Origin of the sequence: Pseudophaeobacter sp. TrK17, from assembly GCF_042192375.1 — a bacterium.
Lineage (GTDB): Bacteria > Pseudomonadota > Alphaproteobacteria > Rhodobacterales > Rhodobacteraceae > Pseudophaeobacter.
This window is the reverse complement of record NZ_CP071700.1, coordinates 293,456-307,387: the sequence shown is the minus strand read 5'-3', so window position 1 is coordinate 307,387 and position 13,932 is coordinate 293,456. Positions and strand designations below refer to the sequence as shown.

The window sequence follows — 13,932 nt, the reverse complement described above, 5'->3', positions numbered from 1 at the left end:
CTCCTCTTCGATTCTATAAAACTAGTTTTATGGTTTATTTTGCAAAAGACAACCCCATGAATCTTCCACATCCCCTTAAGTCCAGATTGCGCACGCTTTATGTCCACCCTAAGGTGCCCGTCATGGCTATATCCGTTGACACATTTTTCCTGAATTCCGACGCCCAGGGCACCCTGCAGGCGCAAATCCAGGAAATGATCGCCGAAGGCATCCTTTCAGGGCGCTTTCGCGTTGGTGAAAAGCTGCCCTCCTCAAGAAAACTGGCGGTACATCTGGGCATTAGCCGCATCACCGTCACGCTGGCCTATACAGAACTGCTGGCAAATGATTACCTGACATCGCGTGGACGATCCGGGTATTTTGTGTCGGAAAACGCACCTGTCCCACCAATCTACACCCCTCCTGTGCAATCCAGAGAGGCAGTGGACTGGGACACTGTACTGGTGCGCAAATTCACTGGCGGCGACACCCCGCGCAAGGCCCGAGACTGGCGCAGCTATCGCTACCCCTTTATCTACGGGCAGGCTGATCCCTCGCTGTTTGATCATGCCAATTGGCGGCTTTGCTCGCTGCGCGCCCTGGGGCAAAAAGACTTTGCGGCGCTGACAGACGACTATTTCGACCAGGACGACCCCCTCCTGATCGAATACATCGCCCGCCACACCCTGCCCCGTCGTGGCGTCATTGCCCGGCCCGAACAGATCCTGATCACCCTTGGCGCCCAAAACGCCCTCTGGCTGGCTGGTCAGCTCTTGCTGAACCAGAGCAGCAAAGCCACCATCGAAGACCCGACCTATTACACCCTGCGGGACCAGTTGCATCATGTGGGCTGTCAGGTTGATTGCATCCCAGTGGATCAGGACGGTCTACCGCCACAGGACATATCCGATGACACGGATGTCATTTTCTGCACCCCCAGCCATCAAAGCCCCACCACAGCGACCATGCCCATGGCACGGCGCCGTGAGTTGCTGCAACGTGCCCATGACATTGATGCGGTCATTGTCGAAGACGACTATGAATTTGAAATGTCCTTTATGCGGGCGCCCTCCCCGGCCCTGAAGTCACTCGATTCCGATGGCCGGGTGATTTATGTCGGCAGCTTCTCCAAATCCCTGTTTCCAGGGTTGCGACTGGGCTATATTGTCGGCTCCGAAGCCTTTATTCGCCAGGCCCGCGCCCTGCGCGCCAATGTACTGCGACACCCTCCGGGCCATGTCCAACGTACTGTCGCCTATTTCCTGTCACTGGGGCATTATGATGCCCAGATCCGGCGCACCGCAAAGGTTCTGCAGGACCGCCGCCAAGTGATCGAAGAAGCCATCATCGAACATGGGCTCACGGTATCGGGCGAGGGGGTCTACGGCGGCTCATCTTTGTGGATGCAGGCGCCCGATGGCATCAACATGGCTCATATTGCTGAGCAGTTGAAACCCGACAGCGTCATTGTTGAACCCGGCGCGCCGTTCTTTTCGGCGCAACATCGCCAGCACAACTTCTTTCGGCTTGGCTATTCCTCCATTTCTGCCAACCGCATCGCACCTGGGCTGGCCCTCTTGGCGCAGGCCCTGAAACAGGCAGAAACAGCCTAACCAGCCCCTGACCTGCCACAGCAACACTCATGTTGAATGAGACAAATCATATCGCGCATTGATGTCTCGGAACCCTGCATGCGCAGGTGATCTCCTGAAAGCCCCTACTTTTACAAAGGCGGCGCCTGTTTTGGCTCTATCCGCGTTTGGAACTGGCCCTAACTGCGCGGGCTTAGTCTGCCTAAACCAGTGATAATCCCCGGTAACTGGCCGGGGCTCTATGCGTCTCACTTAGGAGCACCCGCCATGAAAATGACCACCGAGGAAGCCTTTGTAAAAACTCTGCAAATGCACGGCATTCAGCATGCATTTGGTATTATTGGTTCGGCAATGATGCCGATTTCCGACATCTTCCCCAAAGCAGGCATCACCTTCTGGGACTGCGCCCATGAGGGCTCTGGCGGCATGATGGCAGATGGCTATACCCGCGCCACCGGCAAGATGTCGATGATGATCGCCCAGAACGGCCCTGGCATCACCAATTTTGTCACCGCCGTCAAAACTGCATACTGGAACCACACGCCGCTGTTGCTGGTCACACCACAGGCCGCCAACAAGACCATCGGTCAGGGTGGTTTCCAGGAAATGGAGCAAATGCGCATGTTTGCCGACTGCGTTTGCTACCAGGAAGAAGTCCGTGATCCGTCCCGCGTGGCAGAAGTTCTCAGCCGGGTGATCATGCAGGCCAAGCGCAGCTCTGCCCCGGCGCAGCTGAACATCCCCCGTGATATGTGGACCCAGATCGTCGATATTGAGCTGCCACAGATCGTCGAGTTTGAACGCCCCGGTGGCGGCGAAGCCTCGCTGCAGGAAGCGGCTGATCTGCTGTCCAACGCCAAGTTCCCCGTCATCCTGAACGGGGCCGGTGTGGTTCTGTCCGGTGGTATCGAGGCCTCCAAAGAGCTGGCCGAGCGTCTCAGTGCTCCGGTCTGCGTTGGCTACCAGCACAACGACGCCTTCCCCGGATCGCACCCGCTGTTTGCAGGACCTCTGGGCTACAATGGCTCCAAAGCCGGCATGGAGCTGATCGCCAAGGCAGATGTGGTGTTGGCGCTAGGGTCACGCCTGAACCCGTTTTCGACCCTGCCCGGGTATGGCATCGACTACTGGCCAACAGAGGCCAAGATCATCCAGGTCGACATCAACCCTGACCGCATCGGCCTGACCAAAAAGGTCACAGTGGGTATCGTTGGTGACGCCAAGAAAGTCGCCACGTCGATCCTGGAAAAACTGTCTGACAGCGCCGGTGATGAGGGTCGCGACGATCGCATGACGCTGATTTCCACCGCCAAATCCACCTGGGCACAGCAGCTCAGCTCGATGGACCACGAGGACGACGATCCCGGCACCACCTGGAACGAACGCGCCCGTGCCGACAAGCCAGAGTGGATGAGCCCACGCATGGCCTGGCGTGCAATCCAATCCGCACTGCCAAAAGAGGCGATCATCTCGTCTGACATTGGCAACAACTGCGCCATCGGCAATGCCTATCCGTCCTTTGATGACAGCCGCAAATATCTGGCCCCCGGCCTGTTTGGCCCCTGTGGTTACGGCTTGCCAGCGGTTGTTGGCGCCAAGATTGGCTGCCCGGATGTGCCGGTTGTCGGCTTTTCTGGTGATGGCGCCTTTGGCATTGCGGTGACCGAACTGACCGCAATTGGCCGCAGCGAGTGGCCCGCGGTGACGCAGGTCGTGTTCCGCAACTACCAGTGGGGCGCGGAAAAGCGCAACTCGACCCTGTGGTTCGATGACAACTTTGTTGGCACCGAGCTGGACCAGCAGGTGTCTTATGCGGGAATCGCCACGGCCTGTGGTCTGAAAGGCGTCATTGCCCGCACCATGGATGAGCTGACAGCCGCCCTGTCGCAAGCTGTCGAAGACCAGAAGAACGGGATCACCACCCTCATTGAGGCGATGATCAACCAGGAACTGGGCGAACCCTTCCGCCGCGACGCGATGAAAAAGCCGGTCGAGGTTGCAGGTATCGACGCTTCTGACATGCGCGAACAGCAGGTCTGATCCAGATGGAGCTGCCCTTTGATCTAACAGCAGGCCAAGGGGCATATCTGGCCGCCGCACTGTTCGCGGCGGCCTATATTCGCGGCTACTCCGGCTTTGGATTTTCCGCGATCTTTATAATTCTGGCTGCTCTGACCACCAATCCGCTGCCGCTGATCCCGGTGATTTTTGCCTGTGAAATCACCATGACCCTGTTTCAGGCCCGGGGCATTCGGGCCCATGTGGACTGGTCCCGTGTGCGGCCCTTGCTGATTGGGGCTGCCATCGCCACCATTCCCGCGGTGACCGTCATGGCCCGACTGGGCGAAGATCAGGCCCGGCTGGCCATTTCAGCCGTAATTTTGATGCTGAGCCTGATCCTGCTGAGCGGCTGGCAGCTGCGCCGCCAAATTGGTTTTAATGGCAATCTGGCGGTTGGACTATTGTCCGGCATGGTCAATAGCGCCGGCGTTGGCGGCCTGCCTGCGGCGGCGTTCCTCACCGCGCAGCCGGTTGCCCCGGCGGTGTTTCGCGCCACCATGATTGTCTTTCTCACCGGGATTGACCTGATGGCCCTGCCGGTGATGCACGCCAATGGCCTGACGGGCGGCGAAACCCTGACCGGTGTGCTGCTGGCCTTTCCCATTCTGGGGCTTGGCATCTGGGCCGGGAGCCTGCGGTTTTCCTCGGCCTCACAGGCGCAGTTTCGCCGGGTGATTGTAGCGCTGCTGACGGTGTTTTCCGTTCTCAACATTCTCAAGGTAGCACTATGAACACCTCTGCAGACATATTGGTGCTGAATACCGGGTCCTCTTCTGTCAAGTTCGCGGTCTTTGACGCCCAGCTGCACGAACGCATAAGCGGTGTTGCGGAGGGTATTGGCGGTCGGGGAACCCTGCGCATCGGCGCACAGAAAGAGGCGCTGGATCTGCCTGATCACGATCAAGCGCTGGCGGCAGTTCTGGACCGGCTAACCCAACAGGGCGCAGGCCCAGGCAGCCTGCGTGCGGTGGCCCATCGCGTGGTCCATGGTGGCCAAACCCTCACGCAGCCGACCCGCATCACCCCACCGGTGCGCGCTGAGATCCGGGCCTGTGTTCCACTGGCACCGCTGCACAACCCCCATGCGCTGTTGGCGATGGATGCCCTGGACCATCTGGCCCCAGATCTGCCGCAATATGCCAGTTTTGACACCGCTTTTCACGCCACCGCCCCCGAGGTCGCCAGCCGCTACGCCCTGCCGCCCCAGGCCGAAGCTCTGGGCCTGCGCCGCTATGGGTTTCACGGGCTGTCCTACGCCGCGTTGTGCCGCCGCCTGCCTGAGATCTCCACCCATCCCTTGCCGCAGCGACTGCTGGCGCTGCACCTTGGCAACGGCGCCTCCATCTGCGCCATCAAGGACGGTCAGTCGGTGGGTACAACCATGGGCTATTCCCCACTTGAGGGGCTGACCATGGGCACCCGGGTCGGCACCCTGGACCCGAATGCGACGCTCAGGCTGGTGGAAGAGATCGGCCTGAACGAGGCCAAGGCAATGCTAAACAACCGGTCCGGCCTGGTCGGCCTGTCTGGCGGCCTGTCGGACATGCGGGCGCTGGAACAGGCAGGCACGCCTGAGGCGCAGTTTGCAATCGACCACTTTTGCTACTGGGCCATCCGCCACGGTCACAGTCTGATCGGCGCCATGGGAGGCTGCGATGCCATCGCCTTTACCGGCGGCATTGGTGAAAACGCCAGCGGCATCCGCGCCCGTATCCTTGATGGGTTTGCCTGGCTTGGCTGCGCGATTGATCCCGATAGAAACACCCAGAACACCCCCTGCCTGACCAGCACCACAGCGACGCCTACGGCCTGGATCGTCCCAGCAGAGGAAGAGCGTCAGATCGCCATGGATGCCGATACCTTGCTCCGAGGCGCCACATGAACGTGACACCATGCGCCTTTGTTTCACCGATACATCACAGCAAACTGGCCCCTTTGCGCAAGCAAAGGAACCTGCCGCTTGCTGCCCGGCATAGGCCGCGAGGGCCACGGCCCCAACGTCTGCGCCTTTGCAGCCTCTGTGTGAAAGCGCCGCTGTGACCCAGACGATCCCGCCCAACCGGACAACGCAGATGGTCCAGACCCTGCGCGCCCAAAGCAAGGAGCTGTTTCCCGGTGTTGCCGTGGCACTGATTGTCGCTGCCACCGCGCAGTTCCTGGCAGACCATTACGCCACCCCGGCGATGCTGCTGGCACTGCTACTGGGCATCGCCGTGAGCTTTCTTGGCGAAGAAGGCAAAACAGTTGCCGGCATCGCTTTTTCGGCGCGGTCGCTGTTGCGTCTGGGCATTGCCTTTTTGGGGGTGCGGGTTTCGATGGGGTTGATGATGGCCCTGGGCTGGGATCTCATTGCGTTGGTTGTGGGCGGTGTGATTGCCACCATTGGCTTTGGCCTGATGGTGGCGCGGTTTTTTGGTCACAAATGGCGTTTTGCACTGTTGACCGCCGGCTCCGTGGCAATCTGCGGAGCCTCCGCCGCCATGGCGATCAGCGCGATCCTGCCCCGCGACGGGCGTTCCGAGGAGCGGCTTATCTTTACCGTGATGGGCGTCACCGTGCTGTCGACCCTCGCCATGATTGCCTATCCTATCTTGGTGAATTTCCTCGGGCTAAACCCAGTGCAGGCCGGCGTCTTCCTGGGTGGGACCATTCATGATGTCGCCCAGGTGGTTGGCGCCGGCTTTTCCATCTCGGAACAGACCGGGGATACTGCCACTCTGGTTAAGCTGATGCGCGTCGCCATGCTGGCGCCCATCGTTTTGGTGGCCTCTCTGATGATCCGTGCCTTTGCCGAACTGCCCAAAGATGGCACCCGTCCGCCGCTGCTGCCTGGCTTTGTGGTTGCTTTTCTCTTGCTCGCCGGGCTCAACTCCTTTGGACTGATCCCGGCGAGCGTCAGCGATTTTCTCAGCCAGTGGTCACGCTGGTTGCTGCTCACCGCGATTGCGGCCGTGGGCATGAAGACCAATCTAAAACAGGTGCTGGCCGTCGGAGGCGCGGCCATTGCCTTACTCATCGTCGAAACACTGTTCATTGCCGGGCTCATCCTGGCAGGGATCACCGTCCTGAGCTGAGATCCGCCATGGACAGACAACGTTATAGGGAGGCCAGATGACGTTCCAGCAACCCCGGGTGGAGACATCCCCCAAGGTATCAGACGAGATCCGTCAGACCACCTGCTACATGTGCGCCTGCCGTTGTGGCATCAACGTGCATATGAAAACCAATGAGGATGGCAAGAAAGAGGTCGCCTATATCGAAGGCAACCGCGATCACCCGGTCAACAAGGGCGTGCTCTGTGCCAAGGGGTCTGCCGGTATCATGCAGGTCAACGCGCCCTCACGGCTGAAGGCGCCGCTGAAACGTGTTGGGCCTCGGGGGTCTGGCGAGTTTGAGGAAATCTCCTGGGATGAAGCGCTGGAGATCGCCGCTGGCTGGCTGGAGCCGATCCGCCGTGATGACCCGTCAAAGCTGGCCTTTTTTACTGGCCGGGATCAATCGCAGTCCTTCACTGGCTTCTGGGCGCAGAATTTTGGCACCTGTAATTACGCGGCGCACGGTGGCTTTTGCTCGGTCAATATGGCCACTGCTGGCATCTACACCATGGGCGGCGCCTTTTGGGAGTTCGGCCAGCCGGACTGGGATCACACCAAGCTGTTCATGCTGTTTGGCGTGGCCGAAGACCACGACAGCAACCCGATTAAAATGGGCCTCGGCAAGATCAAGGCGCGCGGCGCGCGGGTGATCGGCGTCAATCCGATCCGCTCGGGCTATAACGCCATCGCAGATGACTGGGTCGGCATCACCCCCGGCACCGATGGCTTGTTCATCCTGGCCCTGGTGCATGAGCTGATGAAGGCCGGCAAGATCGATCTGGATTACCTCAGCCGCTACACAAATGCACCGGTGCTGGTGAACCAGGACCCCAATTCGCCGGACAAGGGCCTGTTCCTACGCGACGACCACGGCTCACCGCTGGTGATCAACCGCAACACCGGCAAACTTGCCCCCTTTGACATGAAGGGCGTGCGCCCGGATCTAGGCGGCAGTTTCAAGATGGGCGACATCACCCATGTCTCGGTGTTTCAGCTGATGGCCCAGCGTTACCTGAAAGACGAATACGCCCCCGAAGCCGTGGCCGAGCGTTGCGGCATCCCCGCCAAACGTATCCGTGCCATTGCCGCAGAACTGGCCCGCGTCGCCTTTGACGAGGCCTTTGAGCTGGACCAGGAATGGACCGATTTTCGTGGCGAAAAACACAAAAAGATGATCGGCCGCCCCGTCGCCATGCATGCCATGCGCGGTGTCTCGGCCCATGCCAACGGCTTTCAAACCTGCCGCGCCCTGCATGTGCTGCAGATCCTGCTTGGCACGGTAGAAGCCCCCGGAGGCTTCCGCTTCAAACCCCCCTATCCCAAACCGGTCGACGCCCACCCGGCCCCCCATTGCCGGGTCACCCCCAACAAACCGCTGGATGGCCCGCACCTGGGCTTTGTGCATGGCCCCGAACATCTGGCGCTGAAAAGTGACGGCAGCCCGGCGCGCATCGACAAGGCCTTTACCTGGGAAAATCCGATGTCCAGCCACGGGCTGATGCATATGGTGATCTCCAACGCCCATGCAGGCGATCCCTACAAGATCGACACCCTGTTCATGTATATGGCCAATATGTCGTGGAATTCTTCGATGAACACCGGCGGCGTGATCGATATGCTGACCGACAAGGACGCCGACGGCGCATATAAGATCCCGCGCATCATCTATTCCGATGCCTATTCCTCGGAAATGGTAGCCTACGCCGATCTGATCCTGCCCGACACCACTTACCTTGAACGCCACGACTGTATCTCGATGCTGGACCGCCCCATTTGCGAAGCCGATGGCGCCGCCGATGCCATCCGCTGGCCGGTGATCGAGCCCGACCGGCCCGGTCATCATGGCGTGCGCGGCTTTCAGACCGTGCTGGTGCAGCTGGCTAACAAGATGAAACTGCCCGGTTTCACAAATGAAGACGGCAGCGCCAAATGGCAGGACTACGCCGACTATATCGTCAACCACGAACGCAAACCCGGCATTGGCCCGCTGGCGGGCTTTCGCGGCCCCGGTGGCGATAAATCCGGGCGCGGGGAGCCAAACCCGCAGCAGCTGGACAACTATATCAAAAACGGCGGTTTCTTTGTCGAACACATCCCCGCCGAGGCCAGCTATTTCAAACCCTGGAACAGAGCCTATCAAGACTGGGCGGTGGACCTTGGCCTTTATGACAGCCCCCAGCCCTATCTGTTTCAGCTCTATGTGGAGCCGATGCGCAAATTCCAGCTGGCCGCCGAAGGTTACGGCGAACGACAACCCCCGGAACACCTGCGTCAGCGCATCAAAGACACCATGGACCCGCTGCCAATCTGGTATGAGACGGATCAGCAGGGCAACGAGGGTTTCACCGTCAACGCCCTAACCCAACGCCCCATGGCGATGTACCACTCCTGGGGCAGCCAAAACGCCTGGCTCAGACAGCTGCATGGGCACAACCCGCTCTATCTGCCAACAAAACTGATGCGTCAGCACGACCTGGCAGATGGCGACTGGGCCAGGGTTTCCTCTCCCCATGGGGAAATCACCGTACCAGTGATGGAAATGGCGGCGCTCAACGACAACACCGTCTGGACCTGGAACGCCATCGGCAAACGCAAAGGCACCTGGGGCCTGCAGGAAGACGCGCCCGAAGCCACCAGGGGCTTCCTGCTCAACCACCTGATCCACGAGCTGATGCCGCCCAAAGGTGACGGACTTCGCTGGGCCAACTCCGACCCCATCACCGGCCAGGCCGCCTGGTTTGACCTCAAGGTGAAAATCGAAAAAGCAGCTGCCCCGGCAGATTTCACCGAAAGCAAACCCTCGCTGGAGCCAATCAAATCACCCGTCGGCACCGGTCCAAAAAATCTGACATGGAAGGTGGGAAAATGACCCTGCTTTTTCTCTGGCACCCCTGCTCTTCATCTGACCGCAAATACCTCGGGGTCCGGGGCAGCGCCCCGGTCCTGCAATCCAAAATGAGCGGAGGCATGTTCTGATGACTGAACTCCCCACCAATACCGCCAAAAAAATGGGCCTGGTCATCGATCTGGACACCTGCGTTGGCTGCCATGCCTGCGTGATCTCCTGCAAAGGCTGGAACACCGAAAACTACGGCGCGCCGCTGTCAGATCAGGACGCCTATGGCGCCGACCCTGCCGGCACCTTCCTCAACCGGGTGCATAGTTTCGAGGTGCAGCCCGCGGCCACAGCGGCGCAGCCTGCCCCGGCAGCGCAGCTGGTCCATTTCCCCAAATCCTGCCTGCACTGCGACGACGCCCCCTGCGTCACCGTCTGCCCCACAGGCGCCAGCTACAAACGGGTTGAAGACGGCATTGTTCTGGTCAATGAGAGCGACTGCATCGGCTGCGGGCTTTGTGCCTGGTCCTGCCCCTATGGCGCGCGCGAGCTCGATCTGGCCGAGGGCGTGATGAAAAAATGCACGCTCTGTGTTGACCGGATCTACAATGAAAACCTGCCAGAGGTGGACCGCGTCCCCACCTGCGTGCGGACCTGCCCTGCAGGTGCGCGACACTTTGGCGATCTTGGCGATCCAGACAGTGCCGTCAGCCAGCTGGTGGTTGAGCGCGGCGGCATGGATCTGATGCCCGAGATGGGCACCAAACCGGTAAACAAATACTTGCCACCGCGCCCCAAGGATAAACTGGAAGAGCAGATCGACATTCTGGCGCCACTGCTGGCGCCGGTCACCGAAACCCCCGGCGGCTTTCTGGGCTGGCTCGACAAGGCCCTCGACAAACTGCCAGGCCAGTCTTCCGGCCAGTCTTCCAGCCAGTCCTCGGATCAGTCTTCAGGAGGGACCGCCTGATGCATCCGGCACCATCCGTCATTCTCTTTACCACCCTCTCTGGCCTCGGATTTGGGCTGCTGGCCTTTCTCGGCCTCGGCTCCCCTGGCGTGACTGGCTGGGTGGCCTTTGTGTTCTACGCCATTGCTTATGCTCTGGCGGTCGGGGGGCTGCTGACCTCGACTTTCCACCTTGGCCGCCCGGAACGCGCTTTCAAAGCCTTCAGCCAATGGCGCACAAGCTGGCTCAGCCGCGAAGGCATATGCGCCGTGGCGGCGCTGCTGGTGATGGGGCTTTATGCCATTGGCGCAATTTTTCTCGAAACGCACTGGCCTGTTCTGGGCGTGATCGGCGCCGGGCTGAGCCTTGGCACCGTATTTACCACCTCAATGATCTATACCCAGCTCAAGACCATCCCCCGTTGGCACATGCCGCTGACACCGGTGATGTTCCTCATCTTTGCCCTAGCCGGAGGCGCCCTGCTGGCCGGACAAGAGCGCCTCGCGGTCTGGTTCTTGCTGGCGGCCGCTGTGGTACAGCTGGCCTATTGGTGGCAGGGCGACCGGGCCTTTGCCACCTCTGGCACCACCATGGCCAGTGCCACCGGTCTGGGCACCGAGGGGGCCACAGTGCGCGCCTTTGAGCCGCCCCATACTGGCAGCAACTATCTGCTACGGGAATTTGTGCATGTGGTGGGGCGCAGACATGCGCAAAAGCTGCGGGCCATTGCGCTGATCCTGGGCTTTGCCCTGCCAGTCATGTTTCTGGTACTGCCAGTGGAGTCCAGCCTGGTCAAACATCTGATGGCCGCCTTTGCTGTGCTTTCACATATGGCTGGGATTGCGGTGTCGCGCTGGCTGTTCTTTGCCCAGGCGGAACATGTGGTCGGGCTCTATTACGGCAAGCGTTGAGCAGTAAAACCGCCGCCACATATAAAAAGCGCGCCTCTGGGGCGCTTTTTTGTTCTGCCCATGTCACAGCCGCCAGTGCTACCTCGTCCTGTTTACATGCCGTCAAGACAGGAGACACCCATGACAGCCCGTATCGACCAGTTCACCACTGCCCCCGACCTGATGAAATCCATGCTTGCGATGGAGGAAACCATTACCGCTAGCGGGTTGGAACGCAGCCTGATCGAGCTGGTGAAACTGCGTGCCTCGCAGATCAACCACTGCGCCTTTTGCATCCATATGCACACACAGGACGCCCGCGCCAACGGGGAAAGCGACACCCGAATGCATCTGCTGCACGCCTGGCAGGAGTCCACGCTGTTCACCCCCCGCGAGCGTGCCGCCCTGAGCTGGACCGAATGCCTGACCGAGGTGGCAAGCCGCGGCGCCCCAGACAGCGCCTATGCGACCCTTGCCGCGCAGTTTGATCCCCGCGAACAAGTGGCCGTGACATTATTGATCACCACGATCAATGCCTGGAATCGGCTTGCCATCGGCTTTGCCATTCCACATCCTGTCGGTCAGGAGGCTGCGAGCGCGTGACACTTCAGGCAACTGATCCAGACACAAAAGTGTTTCTACAGATGCGGCCGTGCTTGTTTGCGGCCGCCTATCGGATGCTGGGCAGTGTCAGCGATACCGAGGACATCCTGCAAGAGGCCTATCTGCGCTGGCAACGTTCTGACCGCTCGGCGATACAAGAACCAGCAGGCTACCTGATACGGATCACCACCCGGCTCTGTCTGGATCTGCTCAAATCCGCACGTGTGCGGCGCGAAACCTATCCTGGGGAATGGTTGCCCGAACCCGTACTCACCGAAGATCCAACCGAGCTGCTGGATCAGGATGTCACCGTGGCCCTGTTGCTGGCACTGGACCGGTTGTCACCACTGGAGCGCGCCGCATTTTTGCTGCATGATATTTTTGATGACGCCTATACAGATATCGCCGCAACATTGGATCGCTCTCCCGAGGCCTGCCGCCAACTGGCCGCGCGGGCGCGGCGGAAAGTACAGCAGCTTCCGCCAAAACCACCAGAGCAAAGCCAACACGGCATGGACCTTGCCGAAGCCTTCTTTCGGGCCTCCAAGACTGGCGATACTGCCGCATTAAGCCAACTTTTAGCCCAGGACGTGGTGTTGATCTCGGATGGCGGAGGCAAGGCTATCGCGGCCCTCAATCCGATCTACGGGATGGACCGGGTGGCGCGGCTGCTGGACGGGGTGGCGCGTAAAGCCGGGCGCAGACTGCCAGCCAACTGGCGGCTTTGTCGGCTCAACAGATTGCCGGCCATGATGTGCTGGTCAGAGGACGGCGTGCTTGAAACAACAGCGATTGAGATCCTGGAGGGCCGGATTACCCGCATCTATGTGACCCGAAACCCAGACAAGACCCGGCACTTGGAGAGGGCATTGGTCTAGGCTAAACCTGTCAGCACGCGCGGCTGCGAGTTTGCCCAGAGTAGGTTTGAGAAGACATGCAGGCGAAAAAAAGCCCCGCATTTACTGCAGGGCTTTCGCAAAATCTGGTTGATGATGGCGCTTTACAACAGACCCGCGTGGGCCATGGCCGCGTCAATGGCGGCCTTGGTGCTGTCCTCAAGGCCGGTCAGCGGAGAGCGGATTTCCTGGGAGCACAGGCCCAGTTTGCTGAGACCATATTTGGCGCCGACCAGACCGGGTTCGATAAAGATCGCCTCGTGCAGGGGCATCAGTTTGTCCTGATATTCCAGCGCTTTGGCGTAGTCGCCCGCCAGAGTTGCTGCCTGAAATTCAGCGCAAAGCCTTGGCGCAACATTTGCCGTCACCGAGATGCAGCCAACACCGCCGTGGGCGTTAAAGCCCAGCGCGGTGGCGTCTTCGCCGGAGAGCTGGACAAAATCGGCGCCACAGCTGGCACGCTGCTGGCTGACACGGGCGATGTCACCGGTGGCATCCTTGACGCCAATAATGCGCGGCAGCTTGGCCAACTCTGCCATGGTGGCAGGCGTCATGTCGACGATCGAGCGACCCGGGATATTGTAGATGATGATTGGCACATCGGCACAGTCATGGGCCGCCTGAAAATGCGCCAGCAAACCGCGCTGTGTCGGCTTGTTGTAATAGGGGGTCACCACCAGAGCGGCATCGGCGCCGACCTTCTGGGCAAACTCGACAAAACGAATCGTTTCGACCGTGTTGTTGGACCCGGCACCGGCAATCACTGGCACGCGCCCGGCTGCCGCCTTGACCACCTCGGCGATTACCGCCTCGTGTTCCTCATGGGTGAGGGTGGGGCTTTCGCCGGTGGTGCCAACCGGCACCAAACCGCTTGAGCCTTCAGCGATGTGCCAATCAACCAAGCGTTTAAGCGCATCCAGATCCAACGCGCCGTTTTGAAACGGGGTGACGAGGGCTGGCATAGAGCCTGTAAACATGGGTGCGCTCCCTTAGCGAATGGTCGTGACAGGCGGAGGCCCGCCAACTGTGTG

At 60.1% G+C, this 13,932-nt stretch carries 11 protein-coding genes; 10 read left to right on the top strand and 1 reads right to left on the bottom strand.

Going from position 1 to position 13,932, the window contains the following annotated elements; genetic code table 11:
• Positions 1-122 precede the first annotated feature (122 nt).
• The 10 genes from JZI28_RS01450 (at position 123) to JZI28_RS01405 (ending at position 12,883) form a co-directional block, all read left to right on the top strand.
• Complete coding sequence (locus JZI28_RS01450; protein ID WP_295455385.1) at positions 123-1,592, top strand: PLP-dependent aminotransferase family protein; 1,470 nt, start codon at positions 123-125, stop codon at positions 1,590-1,592.
• 246 nt (positions 1,593-1,838) lie between these two features.
• A complete protein-coding gene (gene xsc, locus JZI28_RS01445; protein WP_375699002.1) occupies positions 1,839-3,611 on the top strand; it encodes a sulfoacetaldehyde acetyltransferase in 1,773 nt (590 codons plus the stop codon).
• Positions 3,612-3,616: 5 nt separating this feature from the next.
• Complete coding sequence (locus JZI28_RS01440) at positions 3,617-4,363, top strand: TSUP family transporter (RefSeq protein WP_375699001.1); 747 nt, start codon at positions 3,617-3,619, stop codon at positions 4,361-4,363.
• Positions 4,360-5,514: an acetate/propionate family kinase gene (locus JZI28_RS01435; RefSeq protein ID WP_375699000.1), complete on the top strand. Its 1,155-nt coding sequence runs from the start codon at positions 4,360-4,362 to the stop codon at positions 5,512-5,514. Before JZI28_RS01440 ends, JZI28_RS01435 begins: the two co-directional genes overlap by 4 nt.
• A 190-nt stretch (positions 5,515-5,704) precedes the next feature.
• The gene (locus JZI28_RS01430) at positions 5,705-6,706 is read left to right on the top strand and encodes a YeiH family protein (protein WP_375698999.1); all 1,002 of its coding nucleotides are present in this window, start codon (positions 5,705-5,707) and stop codon (positions 6,704-6,706) included.
• Between the two features lie 37 nt (positions 6,707-6,743).
• Entirely contained in the window at positions 6,744-9,596 is a 2,853-nt protein-coding gene (locus tag JZI28_RS01425; RefSeq protein ID WP_375698998.1) for a molybdopterin oxidoreductase family protein, read from the top strand.
• Positions 9,597-9,702: 106 nt separating this feature from the next.
• Positions 9,703-10,533 carry a 4Fe-4S dicluster domain-containing protein gene (locus tag JZI28_RS01420; protein ID WP_375698997.1) on the top strand — a complete coding sequence of 277 codons (831 nt, stop codon included), beginning with the start codon at positions 9,703-9,705 and terminating at the stop codon, positions 10,531-10,533.
• Positions 10,533-11,423: a dimethyl sulfoxide reductase anchor subunit family protein gene (locus JZI28_RS01415; RefSeq protein ID WP_375698996.1), complete on the top strand. Its 891-nt coding sequence runs from the start codon at positions 10,533-10,535 to the stop codon at positions 11,421-11,423. The genes JZI28_RS01420 and JZI28_RS01415 overlap by 1 nt, the downstream gene beginning before the upstream one ends.
• A gap of 120 nt (positions 11,424-11,543) precedes the next feature.
• The gene (locus JZI28_RS01410; RefSeq protein WP_375698995.1) at positions 11,544-12,005 is read left to right on the top strand and encodes a carboxymuconolactone decarboxylase family protein; all 462 of its coding nucleotides are present in this window, start codon (positions 11,544-11,546) and stop codon (positions 12,003-12,005) included.
• The gene (locus JZI28_RS01405; protein WP_375698994.1) at positions 12,002-12,883 is read left to right on the top strand and encodes a sigma-70 family RNA polymerase sigma factor; all 882 of its coding nucleotides are present in this window, start codon (positions 12,002-12,004) and stop codon (positions 12,881-12,883) included. Before JZI28_RS01410 ends, JZI28_RS01405 begins: the two co-directional genes overlap by 4 nt.
• Positions 12,884-13,005: 122 nt before the next feature.
• Here the strand turns inward: JZI28_RS01405 and dapA are convergent, their stop codons facing one another.
• Complete coding sequence (gene dapA, locus JZI28_RS01400) at positions 13,006-13,878, bottom strand: 4-hydroxy-tetrahydrodipicolinate synthase (protein WP_297338885.1); 873 nt, start codon at positions 13,876-13,878, stop codon at positions 13,006-13,008.
• Positions 13,879-13,932 lie beyond the last annotated feature (54 nt).

Excerpts from the sequence above, each read along its gene's own strand:
- JZI28_RS01425 (WP_375698998.1), top strand. The coding sequence starts at position 6,744 with ATGACGTTCCAGCAACCCCGGGTGGAGACATCCCCCAAGGTATCAGAC.
- dapA (WP_297338885.1), bottom strand. The coding sequence starts at position 13,878 with ATGTTTACAGGCTCTATGCCAGCCCTCGTCACCCCGTTTCAAAACGGC.
- JZI28_RS01415 (WP_375698996.1), top strand. The coding sequence starts at position 10,533 with ATGCATCCGGCACCATCCGTCATTCTCTTTACCACCCTCTCTGGCCTC.
- JZI28_RS01430 (WP_375698999.1), top strand. The coding sequence starts at position 5,705 with ATGGTCCAGACCCTGCGCGCCCAAAGCAAGGAGCTGTTTCCCGGTGTT.
- JZI28_RS01440 (WP_375699001.1), top strand. The coding sequence starts at position 3,617 with ATGGAGCTGCCCTTTGATCTAACAGCAGGCCAAGGGGCATATCTGGCC.
- JZI28_RS01450 (WP_295455385.1), top strand. The coding sequence starts at position 123 with ATGGCTATATCCGTTGACACATTTTTCCTGAATTCCGACGCCCAGGGC.
- JZI28_RS01420 (WP_375698997.1), top strand. The coding sequence starts at position 9,703 with ATGACTGAACTCCCCACCAATACCGCCAAAAAAATGGGCCTGGTCATC.
- xsc (WP_375699002.1), top strand. The coding sequence starts at position 1,839 with ATGAAAATGACCACCGAGGAAGCCTTTGTAAAAACTCTGCAAATGCAC.
- JZI28_RS01410 (WP_375698995.1), top strand. The coding sequence starts at position 11,544 with ATGACAGCCCGTATCGACCAGTTCACCACTGCCCCCGACCTGATGAAA.
- JZI28_RS01435 (WP_375699000.1), top strand. The coding sequence starts at position 4,360 with ATGAACACCTCTGCAGACATATTGGTGCTGAATACCGGGTCCTCTTCT.